The 19193-nt window shown below is 58.2% G+C and carries 18 protein-coding genes; 8 read left to right on the forward strand and 10 right to left on the reverse strand.

Annotated features, from left to right (window positions below):
* Window positions 1-80 precede the first annotated feature (80 nt).
* The 5 genes from ACVVH8_RS29495 to tssA are packed head-to-tail and all read right to left on the reverse strand — an operon-like array spanning window position 81 to window position 4545.
* Window positions 81-488: a hypothetical protein gene (locus ACVVH8_RS29495; RefSeq protein WP_401304028.1), complete on the reverse strand. Its 408-nt coding sequence runs from the start codon at window positions 486-488 to the stop codon at window positions 81-83.
* Between the two features lie 40 nt (window positions 489-528).
* Complete coding sequence (gene tssE, locus ACVVH8_RS29500) at window positions 529-936, reverse strand: type VI secretion system baseplate subunit TssE (RefSeq protein ID WP_103302675.1); 408 nt, start codon at window positions 934-936, stop codon at window positions 529-531.
* Window positions 937-945: 9 nt separating this feature from the next.
* Complete coding sequence (tssC, locus tag ACVVH8_RS29505) at window positions 946-2421, reverse strand: type VI secretion system contractile sheath large subunit (RefSeq protein ID WP_103302677.1); 1476 nt, start codon at window positions 2419-2421, stop codon at window positions 946-948.
* Between the two features lie 25 nt (window positions 2422-2446).
* On the reverse strand, window positions 2447-2950 hold the full coding sequence (gene tssB / locus ACVVH8_RS29510; RefSeq protein WP_003229587.1) for a type VI secretion system contractile sheath small subunit: 504 nt from the start codon (window positions 2948-2950) through the stop codon (window positions 2447-2449).
* 32 nt (window positions 2951-2982) lie between these two features.
* Complete coding sequence (tssA, locus tag ACVVH8_RS29515; protein ID WP_213027002.1) at window positions 2983-4545, reverse strand: type VI secretion system protein TssA; 1563 nt, start codon at window positions 4543-4545, stop codon at window positions 2983-2985.
* A 717-nt stretch (window positions 4546-5262) separates the two neighbouring features.
* Here tssA and tssI point away from each other — a divergent pair.
* The 3 genes from tssI to ACVVH8_RS29530 are packed head-to-tail and all read left to right on the forward strand — an operon-like array spanning window position 5263 to window position 10364.
* Window positions 5263-8610, forward strand: coding sequence for a type VI secretion system tip protein TssI/VgrG (tssI, locus tag ACVVH8_RS29520; protein ID WP_475227720.1), 3348 nt, complete (start codon window positions 5263-5265; stop codon window positions 8608-8610).
* On the forward strand, window positions 8603-9274 hold the full coding sequence (locus ACVVH8_RS29525) for a DUF2931 family protein (protein ID WP_103302683.1): 672 nt from the start codon (window positions 8603-8605) through the stop codon (window positions 9272-9274). Before tssI ends, ACVVH8_RS29525 begins: the two co-directional genes overlap by 8 nt.
* 13 nt (window positions 9275-9287) lie before the next feature.
* The gene (locus tag ACVVH8_RS29530; RefSeq protein WP_475227723.1) at window positions 9288-10364 is read left to right on the forward strand and encodes a hypothetical protein; all 1077 of its coding nucleotides are present in this window, start codon (window positions 9288-9290) and stop codon (window positions 10362-10364) included.
* 95 nt (window positions 10365-10459) lie between these two features.
* Here ACVVH8_RS29530 and ACVVH8_RS29535 read toward each other — a convergent pair whose 3' ends face one another.
* From ACVVH8_RS29535 to ACVVH8_RS29545, 3 genes are all read right to left on the reverse strand, one after another.
* Complete coding sequence (locus tag ACVVH8_RS29535; RefSeq protein WP_003213368.1) at window positions 10460-10735, reverse strand: HU family DNA-binding protein; 276 nt, start codon at window positions 10733-10735, stop codon at window positions 10460-10462.
* Between the two features lie 190 nt (window positions 10736-10925).
* On the reverse strand, window positions 10926-12074 hold the full coding sequence (locus ACVVH8_RS29540; RefSeq protein ID WP_475227726.1) for an NAD(P)/FAD-dependent oxidoreductase: 1149 nt from the start codon (window positions 12072-12074) through the stop codon (window positions 10926-10928).
* A gap of 20 nt (window positions 12075-12094) precedes the next feature.
* Window positions 12095-12262 carry a rubredoxin gene (locus ACVVH8_RS29545; RefSeq protein WP_007954349.1) on the reverse strand — a complete coding sequence of 56 codons (168 nt, stop codon included), beginning with the start codon at window positions 12260-12262 and terminating at the stop codon, window positions 12095-12097.
* Between the two features lie 202 nt (window positions 12263-12464).
* Here ACVVH8_RS29545 and ACVVH8_RS29550 point away from each other — a divergent pair, with 202 nt between their 5' ends.
* Together ACVVH8_RS29550 and ubiA are read left to right on the forward strand one after the other, a co-directional pair.
* Entirely contained in the window at window positions 12465-13025 is a 561-nt protein-coding gene (locus tag ACVVH8_RS29550; protein WP_103302685.1) for a chorismate--pyruvate lyase family protein, read from the forward strand.
* Window positions 13025-13915 (forward strand): 4-hydroxybenzoate octaprenyltransferase, encoded by an 891-nt coding sequence (ubiA, locus tag ACVVH8_RS29555; protein ID WP_103302687.1) that lies wholly within the window; start codon window positions 13025-13027, stop codon window positions 13913-13915. The genes ACVVH8_RS29550 and ubiA overlap by 1 nt, the downstream gene beginning before the upstream one ends.
* A 113-nt stretch (window positions 13916-14028) precedes the next feature.
* On the opposite strand, the gene ACVVH8_RS29560 is transcribed toward ubiA, so the two are convergent.
* Window positions 14029-14415 carry a COG4315 family predicted lipoprotein gene (locus tag ACVVH8_RS29560; RefSeq protein ID WP_475227729.1) on the reverse strand — a complete coding sequence of 129 codons (387 nt, stop codon included), beginning with the start codon at window positions 14413-14415 and terminating at the stop codon, window positions 14029-14031.
* 151 nt (window positions 14416-14566) lie between these two features.
* Between ACVVH8_RS29560 and phoB the strand changes: the two genes are divergently transcribed.
* The 3 genes from phoB (at window position 14567) to ACVVH8_RS29575 (ending at window position 18080) form a co-directional block, all read left to right on the forward strand.
* Window positions 14567-15256, forward strand: coding sequence for a phosphate regulon transcriptional regulator PhoB (gene phoB, locus ACVVH8_RS29565; protein WP_007896474.1), 690 nt, complete (start codon window positions 14567-14569; stop codon window positions 15254-15256).
* A gap of 38 nt (window positions 15257-15294) precedes the next feature.
* Window positions 15295-16617, forward strand: coding sequence for a phosphate regulon sensor histidine kinase PhoR (gene phoR / locus ACVVH8_RS29570; protein WP_103302691.1), 1323 nt, complete (start codon window positions 15295-15297; stop codon window positions 16615-16617).
* A gap of 122 nt (window positions 16618-16739) precedes the next feature.
* Window positions 16740-18080, forward strand: a complete 1341-nt coding sequence (locus ACVVH8_RS29575) for a hemolysin family protein (RefSeq protein WP_007920256.1) — start codon at window positions 16740-16742, stop codon at window positions 18078-18080.
* Between the two features lie 183 nt (window positions 18081-18263).
* Here ACVVH8_RS29575 and ACVVH8_RS29580 read toward each other — a convergent pair whose 3' ends face one another.
* A complete protein-coding gene (locus tag ACVVH8_RS29580; RefSeq protein WP_475227732.1) occupies window positions 18264-19160 on the reverse strand; it encodes a peptidoglycan DD-metalloendopeptidase family protein in 897 nt (298 codons plus the stop codon).
* Between the last annotated feature and the right edge of the window lie 33 nt (window positions 19161-19193).

Below are 19193 nucleotides of genomic sequence, written 5' to 3' on the forward strand. Positions count from 1 at the left end.
CTGTAGCCAGATCATTTCGACACAGTCCGCGCGAACGAATGGGGACGTAATGGGCGAGTCATCTCATCAATTTTCCAGAATCACAACTTGGGATGACGACTGTTCATTTCTTGACCACACGCTGGAACATTCCAGCCCTCGTAACCCGACACTGTCGGGTAGACCGCTCGGGTACCCAGCCAATACGAGCGCTCATCCGTGGTGAACTCGTTCTGCCAGAGCAACCATTCCGACGACTTCAACAACGTGCCGTCTTTGGCGTAAACCCGGAAAAAAGCTTCGCTGGTGAACATCTTCGCAATGCTTCCCGCGACGCCCAGCGCCGAATACTGCGGAATGCAGGAGCGGATGAAACAGGTTCCGGCTTCGTTCCAGTCTGTGGAGTACTCGTGAGCCAGGCGTGCCGCCGTCGTTTTCACGTAACAGGCAGCAGCGATCAGCGCAGCGCCAGCCAAGGCGACAAATAGCAAAGTGCTACGCCCCAACATTGCCAACGTTCCCCGGTGAACGGCGCTCCCTCGCATGGTCCTAATTCACCTTCACTTGCCCGCTGCCATCCAGGCGCGCGGAAAAACTGACCTGACGCTTGAAACCTTCAACTTCCAGCAGGCCTTCGATACTGAAGGACAGGCGAAGCTGATCGTGATCACGCGGCAGGGAAATGACACGCACGTTGCTCAGGCGCGGCTCGTAGGCTTCGATGAAGTTTTCGATGGCCAGACGGGCCTGACTCAGGGAGTCGTGCAGGCTCAGACGCATGTCATTGAGATCGGGCAACCCGTAGTCGGACAGCGTTTGCACGCTGCCCGCCCGGGTGCTGAGCATTTTGGCCAGATGGGCAGCCACCGACGCCATGGCAGAAACCTCAAGGCTCTTGCCATTGCGTAGTTCCGCGTCGCCATTGAGGCGTTCGAAAAGGCTGCCGTATCCGTCCATGAGTCGCTCTTACTCTTTGTCCAGCTTGCCAACCAGCGACAGGGTGAAATCGGCACCCATGTACTTGAAGTGCGGACGCACGTTCAAGCTCACGCGGTACCAGCCCGGCTCGCCTTCAACGTCGCTGACGATGATTTGCGCAGCGCGCAGCGGACGACGGCCACGGACTTCGGCGCTCGGGTTTTCCTGGTCAGCCACGTACTGGCGGATCCACTTGTTGAGTTCCAGCTCGAGGTCGGTACGTTCTTTCCACGAACCGAGTTGCTCGCGCTGCAGCACTTTCAAGTAGTGAGCCAGGCGGTTGACGATCATCATGTACGGCAGTTGGGTGCCGAGCTTGTAGTTCAGCTCTGCCGCCTTGCCTTCTGCGCTGATGCCGAAGAACTTCGGCTTCTGCACCGAGCTTGCGGAGAAGAACGCCGCGTTGTCGGAGCCTTTACGCATGGTCAGGGAAATGAAGCCTTCCTCGGCCAGTTCGTATTCACGACGGTCGGAAACCAATACTTCGGTAGGAATCTTGGTTTCGATTTCGCCCATGCTTTCGAAGTGGTGCAGAGGCAGGTCTTCAACCGCGCCACCGCTCTGTGGGCCGATGATGTTCGGGCACCAGCGGAATTTGGCGAAGCTGTCGGTCAGCTTGGTGCCGAATGCGTAAGCGGTGTTGCCCCACAGGTAGTGCTCGTGGCTGTTGGCAACGGTTTCCTTGTACACGAACGATTTGACCGGGTTTTCTTCCGGGTCGTACGGGTTACGCAGCAGGAAACGCGGCACGGTCAGGCCAACGTAGCGGGAGTCTTCCGAGGTACGGAAGCTCTGCCATTTGGCGAATTGCGGGCCTTCGAAGTGGTCTTTCAGATCTTTCAGATCCGGCAGGCCGGTGAAGCTTTCAAGACCGAAGAATTTCGGACCGGCAGCGGCGATGAACGGCGCGTGGGACATGCAGGCTACGCTGGACACGTACTGCATCAGTTTCACGTCCGGCGAGCTTGGGGACATGTAGTAGTTGGCGATGATCGCGCCAACCGGCTGACCACCGAACTGGCCGTATTCAGCGGTGTAGATGTGCTTGTACAGGCCCGACTGCATGACTTCCGGCGAGTCTTCGAAATCGTCCAGCAGGTCTTCTTTCGAGACGTTGAGGATTTCGATCTTGATGTTTTCGCGGAAGTTGGTGCGATCGACCAGCAACTGCAGACCACGCCACGACGATTCCAGCGCCTGGAAGTCCGGGTGGTGGAGGATTTCGTCCATCTGACGGCTGAGCTTGGCATCGATCTCGGCGATCATGCGGTCAACCATGGCTTTCTTGACCGGCTCACCGTTGTTCTGCGGCTTGAGCAGTTCTTCGATGAACGCCGACACACCGCGCTTGGCGATGTCGTAGGCTTCGTCGTCCGGAGTCAGACGGGTTTCGGCGATGATGCTGTCGAGAATGCTGTACTCGCCGTTGCCGGCGCTCTTCTCTTGTGCTGCGCTAGTGCTCATTGTGTTGGCTTCCTTGGCTGGAGTCTCAGGCGTCCGGGGCTGCGGCGTTCAGGCCCAGCTCACCGAGTACGCGACCGCGGGATTCGTCGTCGGCGAGCACGCCTTCGATGGCTTTACGGAACGCAGGAGCGTTACCCAGCGGGCCTTTGAGGGCCACCAGCGCATCGCGCAGTTCCATCAGTTTTTTCAGCTCAGGCACTTGCTCGACCAGGCTGGCCGGGTTGAAGTCCTTCATCGAATTGACGCGCAGTTGCACAGCCAGCTCGTCGGCCTCGCCATCTTCTTGCAGACGGTTCGGCACGCTCAGCGTCAGACCCAGTTCTTGCTTGGCCAACACTTCGTCGAAGGTCATCTTGTCGATGCTGATCGGCTTGCGATCTTCGATTTTGCGATCGTCCTTGCGGTGGGTGTAGTCACCGATTGCCAGCAGCTTCAGCGGCAGTTCAATCTCTTCCTGAGCACCGCCGGTGGCGGGTTTGAAGGTGACGTTGATGCGTTCCTTGGGGGCTACCGAGCCTTCTTTGGCCATGGCTTTTCTCCTTGCGGTTGTGGCCCTGGGGCCTATTCGAGTACCACTTCGAGATCGAGGTGGCACAGCCTGCGATAAATCTCTTCCTTGCGTTCACGCACTGCATGGTTCTGCGGCAACAACTCGCAGCAACTGTGCAGCAGGTGCAGCACTTCCAATGCAAGATCGGGCTCCCAGGCGTGCAGGCCTGAGTCCTGTAATGTCTGATCGAGGGTTTCGAGCTGGTTCTTGGCCAGTTCGTACTTCTTGGCCATGAAGCACAGCCGGGCGAGGGCGAACTGCCAGAAGAAGCGTTCGCGGCCGCCATGGGCCGACTGCAAGCCTTGCTTGAGCGTCTGCACGGCAGGCTTCAAGCCTTCCTTGCGCAGCAGCGGGAGGACGTCTTCGAGAGCCTTTTCCCAGGCCGGCTGGGTTTCGACGTTTTCGCTTTCGACCTTGCGCGGCGCACTGGCGCTTTGCAGATGCGGCATGACATTGGCGGCGATCCACGCCCGGGTGACCGGGTCGGCAAAAGGCACGCCGTCATGGAAACGCAACTCGACGATGCCGGGCAGGCGCTGAACCAAAAGCGCGAAGTGGATTTCCACTTCGCGCATGGCCAACTCGGCGTTGAGGTTCTGGAGACATTCCCAGACCATTCGCTGGCCATCGAACCAGAACGGCGCCTTCGCCAGGCTCGCCTCCAGTTCCACCAGCAAGTCCGCGTACTTACCCTGATCGAAGCGATCCTGATATTGCTTGAGCTTGTCGACCGGCAAGCCGCGCAACACGGTGATCTGTTCGGCGTTGCGCTCGGGGACGGCGTCGATGGTCATCCACAGCAGAGTTCGATTCAGGCGCAGGGCACGCAGGTCGGTGGCTTTCTGCTTGAGCCACCAGGCGCACAACGGCCGGGCGCTGTCCTGTTGGGCACGCAGGGCTTTGTGTGCATCTCTTTCGTTGTCGATCGGTGCGCCGGGCGCGAGCAACTGGCTGGCGGCCTGCTTGACCTGCGCCACCGCCGCGCCCACGACACCGGGTGCCGGTTGGTTGTCGGCCGCGCGCTGGATCATGGTTTTCAGACGACGGGAGATCGGCAGCAACAGCGGCGAGTCGTCGCCCAAGTGTTCGGCGCACGCGGCTTCGAGGCCGGACAGGTGCTCGGAGAGCTGCCGGAACATCGGCAACTGCTCTTTGATTGCAATGTTTTCGGTGATCACCTGCTCAAGACGCGGCACCAGCCAGCCAATCGCGGCGGCACGGGTGCGGGGTTTGAGCGGGTGAACGTCGGCCCAGTTGTTTTCCGACAGATGGTGCAACAAACCGAGACCGGCCAGCAGTCCGGGGAAGGATTCACGCTGGTACAGCGACCAGGTCAGCCAGGCGCCGACACGCAGATCCTTGGATTGGGTACGCAGGAGATTTTCGCTGTTTTCGCGAATTTTCAGCCAGTCGATCTGCCCGCTTTCGTGCATCGAAGAGGCTTTGGCCAGCTCGCTTTCCAGCGCCTCGAATTCGCTCGAAAAACGAACGTCTTCACCCGCGAAATTCTCTTTGGAAACAGAGACTTTTGCGAGTTCGAGGTAATGGGCGGAAAGTTTGCTTGAGTAGGACATCCATGGCCTTTATTTAGGATTACGGTCATGCGCCTATTGGAGTTGCCGCGGCGCTGGACAGTATCGAAGAGCAGTGACGTAACTCATCCAATTGAGTGTGTGCTCTTTCAAGTGGGCGCATCGTAATCACTATGATGGCCACTAGCAAGCATCTGATCAAACAACAAGACGAAGTGTTCATTGGCGTCTGTAAGAGATCACCCTATATTCGACAGGGGAATCCCTGATAGCGATTTATATTGCGCACATTTGTCTTCCTCCCTCACAACCCTTGAGCCAGAGCGGCCCGATCAAGCCTGACCGCATCGCCCCGAACGCGGGTCTCTTTATGCGGCACCAAGCATGACAACTCTCGAAAAAAATAGAAGTAGGACTCTTCCGAAAATTCTTGCACTTCTATTAACCATTCACCGGCGACAACGCCCAACAAAAAAAGTGCCATCAATTTGATGGCATTTCATTTTTCTGAAAGTTTCACCGAACCGGCAATACTGCACATCAGTGCCAACTCAATAATTATCGAAGTGCCCTCCTACAGTCTTCTCCTTCAAATTTATCCCGCACTTTCACACCCGGAATGCTCTGACAAATGTCAGAGATACTTCTTACATCAATTTATTTCCCGCGTTGCTAGCGTGCCTTGGAAAATTCTATTCGCGTGGCGATCAAGGATGATCGGACACCGCGCATCGACTCACTTTGCTTAAGGACAAGCGTATGTTCAGCACGGGCAATTGCGCGCCTTTTATCCTGCAAATTCCCGGAGTTCGCCACGACTTTGAAGTGCTCGCGTTCGATGGTGAGGAAGCCATCAGTTGCCTATACGCCATCCGGGTCGAACTGGTCAGCGAACGTGCTGATATCGATCTGGAAGGCCTGCTCAGTCAGCCGGCGTTTCTGCAATTCGGGTTCAACAAAGAAGGCATCCACGGGCGCATTGAAGATGTGAAGGTGAGTGAATTCGGGAGACGCTTGACCCGCTATGAGCTGACGCTGGTGCCGGCGTTGCATTATTTGCAGTTCAGTCAGGATCAGCGGATTTTCCAGAATCTGACTGTGCCGCAGATCATTGCTCAGGTTCTCCAACCCCACGGCATATTGGCCGATGCGTATATTTTTCACGTCTCCACCAGCCCGGAGCGTGAATACTGCACGCAGTATGGCGAAAGTGATTTCGCGTTTATCCAGCGTCTTTGTGCCGAGGATGGAATTGCCTGGCACCACCAACACTCGTCAGACGGCCATTCGCTGGTCTTCACCGATGACCAGGTGTTCCTGCCAAAACTGGGTGCTACCGCGTATCAGCAAGACACGGGGATGGTCGCGGAGCATTCGGTCATCAGCCGTTTCAGCGTCCGCAACAGCACCCGAACCAGCACGGCGATTCGCCGCGGCTATGACCTCAAACGCCCAAATCTTCTGCTGCAAAGCCGATTCACCGCTGAGTTCATCCCGGCGTTGGAGGACTACCGCTACCCGTCGCTGCTGGAAAACGAAAAGCACGGTAAACAGCTTGCCCGACAGGCACTGGAGCGACACCGCACCGACTATGAGTTGGCCGAAGGTAAAAGCGACCAGCCGACGCTGCGCTGCGGCCATTTGTTCCAACTTGCCGAGCATCCCCGCAAGCAGTGCAATGTCCTGTGGCTGCTGGCCAGTGTGATGCACACCGGCAGGCAACCCCAAGTGCTGGAAGAATCAGCCACCAGCGACTTCAAACCCGATGACGACTTCATCCAGGGTTATCGCAATAGTTTCTGCGCCATTCCCGCCGAGGTAGTTTTCCGCCCGCCTCTGCCCCCGCGTCGTCCACCACTGGTTGCCCAGACCGCGCGCATCACCGGGCCTGAGGGCGAGGACATCTACTGTGATGAGTTCGGTCGGGTGAAGATCGAACTTCCGTGGGATCGCGCCGAATTCAACAGTGAACGCAGCAGTTGCTGGGTGAGGGTTTCCTCAAGCTGGGCCGGCGATCACTTCGGTGCGGTGACACTTCCGCGCATTGGCATGGAAGTCGTGGTGACCTTTCTGGAAGGTGATCCAGACAAACCGCTGATCACCGGTTGCGTAACCAACAAAGCCAACTTGCCGCCCTACACGTTGCCCGACCACAAAACCAGAACAGTGCTACGCAGCCATAGCTCGCCCGACACCGGCGGCTATAACGAACTGTCGATCGAGGATCGCGCCGGGCAGGAACTGATTTACCTGCGCGCGCAACGCGACATGGCGCAGAAAATCGGCAACAGCCTTCAACTGGAAGTGGGCAACGAACGTCGCGAAACCATCAATGGCAGCAGTTACACCCAGGCTGGAAAGTCTTTCGACATCGAGGCCGGTCAGCAAGTGCATCTGAAGGCCGGCGCCAGTGTGGTGCTGGATGCCGGCGCCAGCATCACGCTGAAAGCCGGCGGCCATCACCTCGTGATCGATGCTGGCGGCATTTTCAGTAGCAAGGAAATCGAAACGGGCCGCAAGCGACACGACAGTGAAGCGCCCAATCTGCTGCTACCAGGCCTGGATCAAGCGTTTCCCGTTGCGCCAGCGGTAAACGCACGTGCAGAGGAAGAACTTGAGGAAGAGGAGGAAGAAGTCGACCTGGAGGATGAGACACCTGGGGGAATAACTTTGCGTATCGGCGTGTTTTTCGATGGCACTGGGAATAACAAGGCCAACAGCGAGACAGTCGCCGCGTGCTACGCCGCAGATACCAATCTTGCGGAAGCGGCTGCAGAGATCCAGCAGCACTGCGCCACCTACGGTTACGACGGAAACGGGAGTTCGCCGGACAACAGTTATGGAAATGATGTGAGCAATATTGTGCGGCTGTATGAGCTGTATACGGATCATTCCTTCGAAACACTGCCGGAGAAAACGAGAAATGCCTCTTTGCGCGTGTACATCGAAGGTATTGGCACAACAGCTGACGCAGGTGACTCACTTTACGCACAAGCGACAGGCCGAGGTGAGACTGGCGTATCAGCTCGTGTGGAGCAGAGCCCTGAAAAAATTATCGGTCAAGTGCGCTCACTGATCGATAAGAATCCCAATCTACTTATAGAAAAGATCGAGTTCGATATTTTCGGCTTCAGTCGTGGTGCCGCCGCGGCTCGACACTTTGCAAATGAGGTTCTCAAAGGCGAGCGCAGTATTCTCGCAGATGCGTTTCCAGCAGGTTCTCCGGCACTCTCCAGCACCTTTGACTGGCGCCCGCAATCGAGCATCAGCATCAATTTCATTGGTCTGTTTGACACCGTTGCAGCAATCGCCAACCCATGGCTGTTCGATTTTACCGGCGCTAACAGCAGAAACTCCGGACTCGATCTAAAGCTGCCTGATGGTTGCGCCAACAAAGTAGTCCATCTGGTTGCGCGCGATGAATATCGCGAGAACTTTGCACTCAACAGCCTGGGCGACATCGATCTGTTTTTGCCCGGCGCTCACTCGGATCTGGGCGGCGGCTACTTGCCCAGAGCCAAGGAAAAACTTCTGCTGAGCAACCCGATCACCAGCACTATCAGCCGAGACAAGGACGCGACCCGCAGTGCAGCCTATGTTGCTGCCGAGAAAGAAGCATTTGCCTGGTATGCAAAAGGCGTCATCGAAGAGGACGTCCCGGGCAGTCAATTGCGCGTGGCATTTTGGGAAAGAGCCGTGACTCAATCAGCACAAAAGGGCAGATTCAGTCCGGATCCCCAAAAGCGGGTTTACGGGGCGGCCAGCATTGAGCGGCCAGTACATGGCGAGCTGTCACTGGTGTATCTGCGCATCATGCGTGAGCTTGCGGTCAGAGCAAATGTGCCGTTCAAGGTCATCCCAGATACGCCGAATCTGAAACTGCCCGAAGAGTTGGTCCCCATTCACAGGAAGCTCCAGTCCTACGCCTTGGGCGAGTCTCCCGTCGAAGGCCTGACTATCAAAGAAAGGGCATTGTTACGTAGCCGCTATATACATCTCTCTGCTCACTGGAATGCGGCCAAGGGCTTGAACAGCAGCGACTTGAATATTGTTTTCATCAACCGACCAACCAAGAACAACCAACGAGTGGTGCACCCCCATGAATGACTTCACTCGACCTATCAGGAAAACAATGTACTTCCTTCTAGGCATATTATTGGCCGGCTGCGGACTAGACGTCTCCCAAGCTGCGGACAAGCGTCCATGGTTCCTTGGCTTTGGAGCACCGGACTACATGGAGGTCTGGATTGAAACCGCCGATGTGGTGGATATTCGAGAGCGAGTATTCCGACGTGCCGGAGCCGGTATTGCTTCGGTAAGAGCTCCCGCTGATAACAAAGGCACGCCCGCAGGGTGGCCAGAAAACCCCGGAAGTGGCGCAGGGCGGGATATCACCGGCGCCGACCTGCCCCGCTTGATCTATGTACGATGGCAATCCCTGGCCGAACCTCAAACCTATGAGGCTTACATCACCATTTCCGAATCGGCTCGGGAAATCATGCGTAAGCCGGAAAAAGCTTTCTGCAGGGCTGATGGCAAATGGATCACGGACTACCGCGATGACATCGGTATTGGCTTGGCCCCCGGCGGTATTGCAAAGGTCTGGCTAGGGGGCGCTTGCCTCAAGTCTGTCGAGATTACTCGGGTCGAAGGGAGTGCAATGAAGGAAGGCCCGTATCAAGGAAAAAACGAGGGGCGGTACGCACTGTCTCTATCACCTGAATCTAAAGCCTACATCGAAAAATTCGGCATTCCCTTCGGGAGCTGGTAAGGAGCATTACCTCATGGAATTGAAACCGCTGTTGTTCGCAGCGCTGATGTGGCTTCCCGTTACCCACGCATCCGCAGACAACCCGCCACTGGACGGCCATTACTACCTGACGGGCGCAATGGAAATGGGCGCCGAGTTGCTGTTGCGTAAGGACGGCACCTTTTCTGCTGGTATCGCCTACGGATCGGCTGGCGGTGTCGCCAAGGGAAACTGGCATGTCGAGGAAAACACTCTCATGCTGGAGCAAGAGCCTGCTGCCCAACCAGCAAAGAAGCTTTCCTACAATCTTTCACGCGAGAGAACGCTGATCGAACTAAAGGAATATGCCGAAAAAGAAAAAAATGAGTTGGCTAAAGAGAGCTACGTTTTAGAGCTACGGTACGATCACCAACCTCCGCCGCCGCCCCTGAAGCCCGTGATGGTCAGTCTCGAGTTCAATACAGGCCCACCGGGTCAATTGCTCTTGAACTCGAATCAACAAACAGACCTCTGGTTTCCTTACGATTACCAGAGAACGCTGAAAAAAATTGGCTTTGGCACAGATCATAATCGTGGAACCTATCAATGGTTCGATGTCGCGGGGGATAGCCGAGCCTTCAACATTGGCTGGAAGAAACGAAAAAACCAGCCCTTAACGTTCGAACAACCAATCGAATTTGATCTGGCGACCACCAGCCGTTATTTGGCTCCAGTAGAGCGAGAACGAGTTGACCATAACTATTGGTTGACGTTTTATCACTTCGATCCGGTCTCACCACCCGCGATCCATCCAGTGGAAGTTCATTGGCAACTCGAAGACGGTTCGACGTTGAAGGAGGTTTGGACAGACTCGCAGCGAAACACGCTGACACTGCCGTTCTCCCCAAATAAAGCATTGGCAAAAATCGGCTTACATACACAAAATTCTCCTGATGAAATCGAGTGGTTCACCGTCATGCCGGGAACTCGATGGGCGACGCTGGACTGGCAAGCCTATCCTGACCCTGCCAACGGCGATCTTTCTGTGTTGTTCAAAGATCTGCAACTGGCGATCGAGCCAAACTGCCTGGCCGTAGACTTTGGCAACGGCAAAGCCTGCTTCCGCAAATAACCTGACATACATCCACAAAAAATGGGCACTCGACCGCAATCGACGTGCCCATTTCTTCTTACGGTGCTCCCCTTTACTCAGGGAGTTCGCCGCAATTAAGGATTAACGCTGTCTTTCAACGATTTGCCTGGCTTGAACGCAACGGTGTTGCTGGCCTTGATTTTCACCGGTTCACCGGTTTGCGGATTTTTGCCGGTGCGGGCGCCGCGGTGGCGTTGCAGGAAGGTGCCGAAGCCTACTAGCGTCACGCTGTCCTTGCGGTGCAGAGCGCCGGTAATTTCTTCGAGGACGGCGTTGAGTACGCGGTTGGCCTGTTCTTTGGTCAGATCTGCTTTTTCAGCGATTGCAGCGGCGAGTTCTGGTTTACGCATTAGTGAAGCCCCTTTGACGGTTTTTTGTTGTTATGTCCGTGCTGTTCTCGTTGGAACAGCGCCCAAGGCGCCGCAGGCTCTACTCTGCGGCAGACGGGAGTGAGAATGGCACGCGGATACCGGCGGCGCCAGTCTCCCCGCGACCTTTGTGGGGGCAAAAGCGGGGTGATTCCGACAGAACGACCAGTATTTACGCCAGCAGGGGCGGAAGCTGTTTGTTCAGTGCGAGTTTTTCCATCACCGCCGCGCCAGTCAGCGCATAACCGAGCAACTGACCGTCGGCGCTGTGGCACAGGGCCTTGATGTCGGCGCCCTGCCCTTCAACGGTCCAGACGCCTTCGCTGCCGCGTGGTGGCGGCGAAACCACCAGTGGGCACACCGGGGTTTTCACGGTGATCGGCATTGGGCCGTAGCTCACCGCCGTCGGGTTTCCGGCGAGGGTTTGTGCAAGCGCTCGCGCACAGCTCATGAGGGGCATGACGTACAAAAGATTCAGCCCGTCGACCTCGACGCAATCGCCCAAGGCATAGATATTGGCGTGGGAAGTCTTCAGGTGCCGATCGACCACGACACCGCGATTGACCTGCACGCCGGCAGCCGCCGCCAGATCGATGCGTGGGCGCAGGCCGATCGCCGAGACCACCACGTCGCACGGGATGACCTGGCCGTCGGACAGGTGCGCTTCCAGACCATCGGCGACTTTCTGCAGACGGGTCAGCACTGGGCCGAGGTGAAATTTGGCGCCCAGGCTTTCCAGCCCGGCCTGCACCGCTGCCGCCGCAGCAGGATGCAGCAACATCGGCATGACCTGCTCGCACGGTGCAACCAGTTGCACCTCGTAGCCGCCGAGGATCAGGTCGTTGGCGAATTCGCAGCCGATAAGGCCGGCACCGAGCAACAGCACCCGACGCTTGCCGGCCGCCGCTGCGCGGAAACGTGCGTAGTCTTCGAGATCATTGATCGGGAACACCAGATCCGCGCCATCGCCTTCAATCGGCACGCGCACGGTTTCCGCGCCCCAGGCGAGGATCAGGTCGCGGTAGTACACCGCTTCTTCGCCGATCCACAGGCGCTTGTGGCCGGCGTCGATGCCGCTGATGCGCGTGTGGGTGCGCACTTCGGCTTTCAATTGCTCGGCCATGGCGCCCGGTTCGGCCATGCTCAGGCCATCGGCGTCCTTGTTCTTGCCGAAACCGGTGGAGAGCATCGGCTTGGAGTAAGAGCGGCCGTCATCGGCGGTAATCAGCAGCAACGGGGTTTCGCTATCGAGTTTGCGAAACTCCCGGGCCAGGTTGTAGCCCGCAAGCCCGGTGCCGACGATTACGACAGGTGCGTTCATGCCTTACTCCTTGGTTTTTCTCAGTTGATTTCGATCATTTCGAAGTCCATCTTGCCGACGCCGCAGTCCGGGCACAGCCAGTCTTCCGGCACGTCCTGCCACAGGGTGCCCGGTGCGATGCCGTCATCCGGCCAGCCATCGGCTTCGTTGTAGATCAGGCCGCAGACCACACATTGCCACTTCTTCATTCAGGTACTTCCTCAGGGTTCAGGCTGTTTTGCCGGCACGGACGGTCGATGGGTGCTGCGTTGCCGTCCGGCTCAGCGCGTTTTGTACTGATCGAACCGGGCAGATGCAAGCCTGTTCGGCGCAACGGCGACCCGGATCAATCAATATCGCCGCCCGCCATGGTAAGCTCGCCGCCTCATTTGCGGCCAATAATGACTCATTGTGCAACAGACTAATCCTTGCCCGGCCCCGCTCTGGCTGACTCAAAGCCAACTGTCCCCGCTCCCCGATTCGTCGACCCTCGACTGGCTGTTCGACGAAGGTTCGCTGACCCGCCGATTGACCCGTCTGTCCAACGATGGCTTCAGCGTCACGCCATTGTTCGAAGGCTGGGACACCTTGCGCGCGGACGAATGTGCAGCACTGGACCTGGCCGAAGGCAGCGAAGGCTGGGTGCGCGAGGTGTATTTGCGTGGCCATGGCGAGGCCTGGGTGTTTGCCCGCAGCGTGGCCTCGCGCGCAGCCCTGCAAGGCGACGGCTTGCACATGGATGAGTTGGGCAGCCGTTCGTTGGGCGAATTGCTGTTTTGCGATCACGCCTTTCAGCGCCGCGCCATCGAAGTCTGCCACTACCCGGAACATTGGCTGCCGCCAGTCTCCCGCGCCCCTGAATTGTGGGGTCGACGCTCGCGTTTCGATCGTGGCGCGCTGAGCGTTCTGGTTGCCGAAATCTTCCTGCCGAGCCTGTGGAGCGCCGTCCGCGCCCATCCGGAGAACTGCTGATGTATCAGAGCCTGCTCAAGTCCCTGAATCGCTTGAACCCGCGTGCCTGGGATTTCATTCAGTTGACGCGCATGGACAAGCCGATCGGCATTTACCTGCTGTTGTGGCCGACGCTGTGGGCCTTGTGGATAGCTGGCAAAGGCTCACCGTCGCTGGCCAACGTGGTGATTTTCGTCCTCGGCGTGGTGCTGACCCGCGCCGGTGGTTGCGTGATCAATGACTGGGCTGATCGCAAGGTCGACGGCCACGTCAAACGCACCGCGCAGCGACCACTGGCCAGCGGCAAGATCAGCTCGAAAGAAGCCCTGGTGTTCTTCGCGCTGCTGATGGGCGTGAGTTTCCTGCTGGTGTTGTGCACCAATGCGCCGACCATCTGGCTGTCGCTGGGTGGTCTGGCGCTGGCATTCACCTACCCGTTCATGAAGCGCTACACCTATTACCCGCAAGTGGTGCTGGGCGCGGCGTTTTCGTGGGGCATGCCGATGGCGTTCACTGCCGAGACGGGCGAGTTGCCGGCGGCGGCGTGGCTGCTGTGGATCGCCAATCTGCTGTGGACGGTGGGTTACGACACCTATTACGCGATGACGGACCGCGATGACGATTTGAAGATTGGCGTGAAGTCGACGGCGATTCTGTTCGGCGAGGCGGACCGGGTAATCATCCTGAGCTTGCAGGCGTTGTCGCTGGGCTGCCTGCTGCTGGCGGGGTCGAAATTTGAGCTGGGCGTCTGGTTCCATCTCGGCTTGCTGGTGGCTGCCGGGTGTTATGCGTGGGAGTTCTGGTACACCCGCAGCAAGGACCGGATGCGCTGCTTCCAGGCGTTTTTGCACAACCATTGGGCCGGGCTGGCGATTTTTGTCGGGATCGTGCTGGATTACGCGTTGCGATAAGAATTTAAACATGTGGGAGCGAGCTTGCTCGCGAAGGCGTCGTGTCAGTCAGCAAATTGGTTAACTGACACACCGCTTTCGCGAGCAAGCTCGCTCCCACAGGGAGATTGCGGTTATTTTTGTGATTCGTGAACGACGTGCCACACGTCCTTCATGCCATCGCCCTTCATTTCTCCAGGCTTTTCATCCTTCACGAACGTGTACAGCGGCTTGCCATCGTAGGCGTACTGCATCATGCCGTCATCGCGCTTGATGACCGTCCATTTGCCTTCTGCCTTGGCACCCGCCGGCGCCATCATCGGTGGCCAGTTCTTGGCGCAATCACCATTGCACATCGACTTGCCGCCAGCGTCCTTGTCGAACGTATAAACGGTCATGCCTTTGTGATCAACCATCATTCCGTCCTTCATCATGGCCGGCTCGGCAGCCAGCGCAAATCCAGGCAGAGTCAGGGCAGCAGCCATCAACAGGGCTTTGAAAGAAACAGTCATTTGAGTCATGGAAACCTTCTTTTGTGGTTGTCAGGATTCGGACTTAGAGCTTAGTTCAGGATCCGTACAATCGCCGCCGGACTAAAATACTGTCACACGACTGCAATAATTCCGTTATCTAATGCGGCGCAAGACAGTTAAATGACAAGAGGATTAAGGCATGGTTGGCAGGAGCATTCTGATCGTCGACGACGAAGCGCCCATTCGCGAAATGATCGCCGTTGCGTTGGAAATGGCCGGCTATGACTGCCTCGAGGCGGAGAACTCGCAGCAGGCGCACGCCATCATCGTTGACCGTAAACCGGACCTGATCCTGCTCGACTGGATGCTGCCCGGCACCTCCGGCATCGAGCTGGCCCGTCGTCTGAAACGTGATGAGCTGACCGGGGACATCCCGATTATCATGCTCACCGCCAAGGGCGAAGAGGACAACAAGATCCAGGGTCTGGAAGTCGGCGCCGACGACTACATCACCAAACCGTTTTCCCCCCGCGAACTGGTGGCACGCCTGAAAGCCGTGCTGCGCCGCGCCGGCCCGACCGATGGCGAAGCGCCGATCGAAGTCGGCGGCTTGTTGCTCGACCCGATCAGCCACCGCGTGACCATCGACGGCAAACCGGCCGAGATGGGCCCGACCGAATACCGTCTGCTGCAATTCTTCATGACCCACCAGGAACGCGCCTACACCCGTGGCCAGTTGCTGGATCAGGTCTGGGGCGGCAACGTCTATGTTGAAGAGCGTACCGTCGACGTGCACATCCGACGCCTGCGCAAGGCGCTCGGCGACGCCTACGAAAATCTGGTACAAACCGTGCGCGGCACGGGCTACCGGTTTTCCACCAAGGCCTGAACCGACCGCCAGACTCGCTGACAAGGACCGTATTTCCCGTGAATCAAAACTGGCATGGCACCCTGATTCGCCACATGCTGTTGCTGGTCACCGTTTGCCTGGTGATCGGCCTGATCAGCGGCTACTACGGCTGGAGCCTCGCGGCGGGTCTGGGGATTTACCTGGCCTGGACGCTCAAGCAATTACTGCGTCTGCACGAATGGCTGCGCCTGCATCAACCCGATGAAGCACCGCCCGACGGCTATGGCCTGTGGGGCGAAGTGTTCGACAGCATCTATCACCTGCAACGCCGCGACCAACGGGTGCGCGGGCGCCTGCAAGCGGTGATCGACCGGGTCCAGGAGTCCACCGCTGCACTGAAAGACGCGGTGATCATGCTCGACAGCGACGGCAATCTGGAATGGTGGAACCGCGCCGCCGAAACCCTGCTCGGCCTCAAGACCCCGCAAGACAGCGGCCAACCGGTGACCAACCTGGTGCGGCATCCGCGCTTCAAGGAGTACTTCGAGCAGGAAAGCTACGCCGAACCGCTGGAAATCCCCTCGCCGACCAACGACCGCGTGCGCATTCAGTTGTATCTCACGCGCTACGGCAACAACGAACACTTGATGTTGGTGCGCGACGTCACGCGCATCCATCAGCTGGAACAGATGCGCAAAGACTTCATCGCCAACGTCTCCCACGAACTGCGCACGCCGTTGACGGTGATCTGCGGTTATCTGGAAACCCTGCTCGACAACGTCGAAGAAGTGAACCCGCGCTGGAGCCGTGCCTTGCAGCAGATGCAGCAACAGGGCGGGCGCATGCAAACGCTGCTCAACGACTTGCTGCTGCTGGCGAAACTGGAAGCAACTGATTACCCGTCGGACAACCAACCCGTACAGGTCGATACGCTGCTGCAATCGATCAAGAGCGATGCGCAGCAATTGTCCGGCTCGAAAAACCAGCGCATCACCCTCGAAGCCGACGCCAGCCTGCTGCTCAAGGGCAGCGAGGCGGAACTGCGCAGCGCGTTTTCCAATCTGGTATTCAACGCGGTGAAGTACACCCCGGCCGAGGGCAACATCCGCATTCGCTGGTGGGGCGACGATCAGGGCGCGCACTTGAGCGTGCAGGATTCCGGCATAGGCATCGACAGCAAACACCTGCCGCGCCTGACCGAACGCTTCTACCGCGTCGACTCCAGCCGCAACTCCAACACCGGCGGCACCGGCCTCGGCCTGGCCATCGTCAAACACGTGCTGCTGCGCCACCGCGCACGCATGGAGATCAGTAGCGTGCCCGGTCATGGCAGCACGTTTACCTGCCATTTCGCCCCGGCTCAAGTGGCTCAAGCGCGGGCGATCAGCGCCACCGAGTAAGACCGACCGGCACTCACCACTAGGCAATCGCCATGTCAGCCGCTACATTGGCTGACTTGTGCCTGCCTTTCAGGCGCGGCTTTTACCTCTCTTGAATCACACGGAACCCGCAAAACTCCATCATGGACCCTTCCCCTGGCTTGTCCCTCGCAACAATATTCGCCGATTTCGGCATGATCCTTTTTGCTCTGATCCTGGTTTTGCTCAACGGCTTCTTCGTTGCGGCAGAGTTCGCCATGGTCAAACTGCGCTCGACCCGGGTCGAGGCCATCGCTGATCAGAACGGCTGGCGCGGACACATTCTGCGCACCGTACACAGTCAGCTCGATGCGTACCTCTCGGCGTGCCAGCTCGGTATCACCCTCGCCTCCCTCGGCCTCGGTTGGGTCGGTGAGCCGGCGTTCGCGCACATTCTCGAACCGCTGCTGAGCGCGGTCGGCGTGCAATCGCCGGAGATCGTCAAAGGCGTGTCGTTCTTCACCGCGTTCTTCATCATTTCGTACCTGCACATCGTCGTCGGCGAATTGGCCCCCAAGTCGTGGGCGATCCGTAAACCCGAGCTGCTGTCGCTGTGGACGGCGGTGCCGCTGTACCTGTTCTACTGGGCGATGTACCCGGCGATCTACCTGCTTAACGCCAGCGCCAACGCCATTTTGCGTATCGCAGGCCAAGGTGAACCCGGCCCGCACCACGAACACCATTACAGCCGCGAAGAACTGAAACTGATCCTGCACTCCAGCCGTGGCCAGGATCCGAGCGACCAAGGCATGCGCGTATTGGCCTCGGCCGTGGAAATGGGCGAACTGGAAGTGGTCGACTGGGCCAACTCCCGGGAAGACCTGATCACCCTGGAATTCAACGCGCCGCTGAAAGAAATCCTGGCGATGTTCCGTCGCCACAAGTTCAGCCGTTATCCGGTGTACGACAGCGAGCGCCAGGAGTTCGTCGGCCTGCTGCACATCAAGGATCTGCTGCTGGAACTGGCGGCGCTGGATCACATCCCCGAGTCGTTCAACCTGGCCGAGCTGACCCGTCCGCTGGAGCGCGTGTCGCGGCACATGCCGCTGTCGCAGTTGCTGGAACAGTTCCGCAAGGGCGGCTCGCACTTCGCCGTGGTCGAGGAGGCTGACGGCAACATCATCGGCTACCTGACCATGGAAGACGTGCTGGAAGTGCTGGTCGGCGACATTCAGGACGAACACCGCAAGGCTGAGCGCGGGATCCTCGCCTATCAGCCGGGCAAGCTGCTGGTACGCGGCGATACGCCGTTGTTCAAGGTTGAACGTCTGCTGGGTATCGACCTTGACCACATCGAAGCGGAAACCCTTGCCGGGCTGGTCTACGAGACCCTGAAACGGGTGCCGGAAGAGGAAGAAGTGCTGGAAGTCGAAGGCCTGCGAATCATCATAAAGAAGATGAAGGGGCCGAAGATTGTGTTGGCGAAGGTGTTGATGCTGGATTGATGGGTGTTCTGGGGGACGCTTCTGTGGTGAGGGGATTTATCCCCGATGGGCTGCGAAGCGGCCCTGAATCTGCATTCGTGTAGCATCTGACACAAGCATCCAATGGTTTTGGGACGGCTGCGCCCTCCATCGGGGATAAATCCCCTCGCCACAAAAGCCATCCACATCTGATCCCTCGTGTGTTTATTGTTTGCCCAACGCAAAGTTGGGCAACGCCCCTACCGGCTGGTTGAACTGATAGGGAATCGACACCAGCCCCGCGCCGCTGTTGCGCTGTATTACAAAGTGCAGATGCGGGCCGCTGCTGTTGCCGGTGTTGCCCGACAGCGCCAGCGGACTGCCCACCGTCACCCTTTGCCCTTCGCGCACGCTCACCGAGCCCTGCTTGAGATGCAGGTACACGCCCATCGTGCCGTCATCGTGCAGTACCCGAACGAAATTGCCCGACGCATCGTTGCCGCGCCCGTTCTGTGAATTCTCGGTTTTCACCACTACCCCTGCCCGTGCCGCAATAATCGGCGTGCCGACCGGCATGGCGATGTCCATTGCGTACTTGTTTTTCGGCCCGTAGTGGCTGTATTGGCCGTTGGCGCCCTGGCTCAGACGGAACGGCCCACCGCGCCAGGGCAGCGGATAGCGATAGCCCTGTGCGGTTCCGGCAGGGTCGCCGAGGGAGTAGTGAAATTGCGGCGTGTACACCAGCGGCTGCTTACCGGAAACCGCTGTCAGCAATGCCAGGCGCGTATTACTGCGCGCCGGCAGTACCCGGCGGATGGTTTGCGCCGGTGCGCCACGCACGTTGCTCATTCCGGTAAACGCCAGTGCTACCTCTACCGGCGCATACAGGTCGTTGCGCACAAACACCACGTCGGCGCCCTTCTGCTTCTTGATGTCGAGGTACACCTGCCGTTCGAGGCGTTCGACCATGCGGTCCTGAAACACGAACACCTGGGAGCCTTTGCTCGGACGGTCGCTGTACGAGACCACGCCGTTGGCATCGGTGGATTTGTAAATGGTCATGGCCACAGCCGAGGTGGAGGCCATGAAAAGACCACAGAAAAACAGCAGGCGCGCGAGCATGGGCAAGAGTCTGTCGAAGTAAGGCCTGGAAGA

The sequence above is a fragment of the Pseudomonas trutticola BRTCR10 genome (assembly GCF_056155105.1).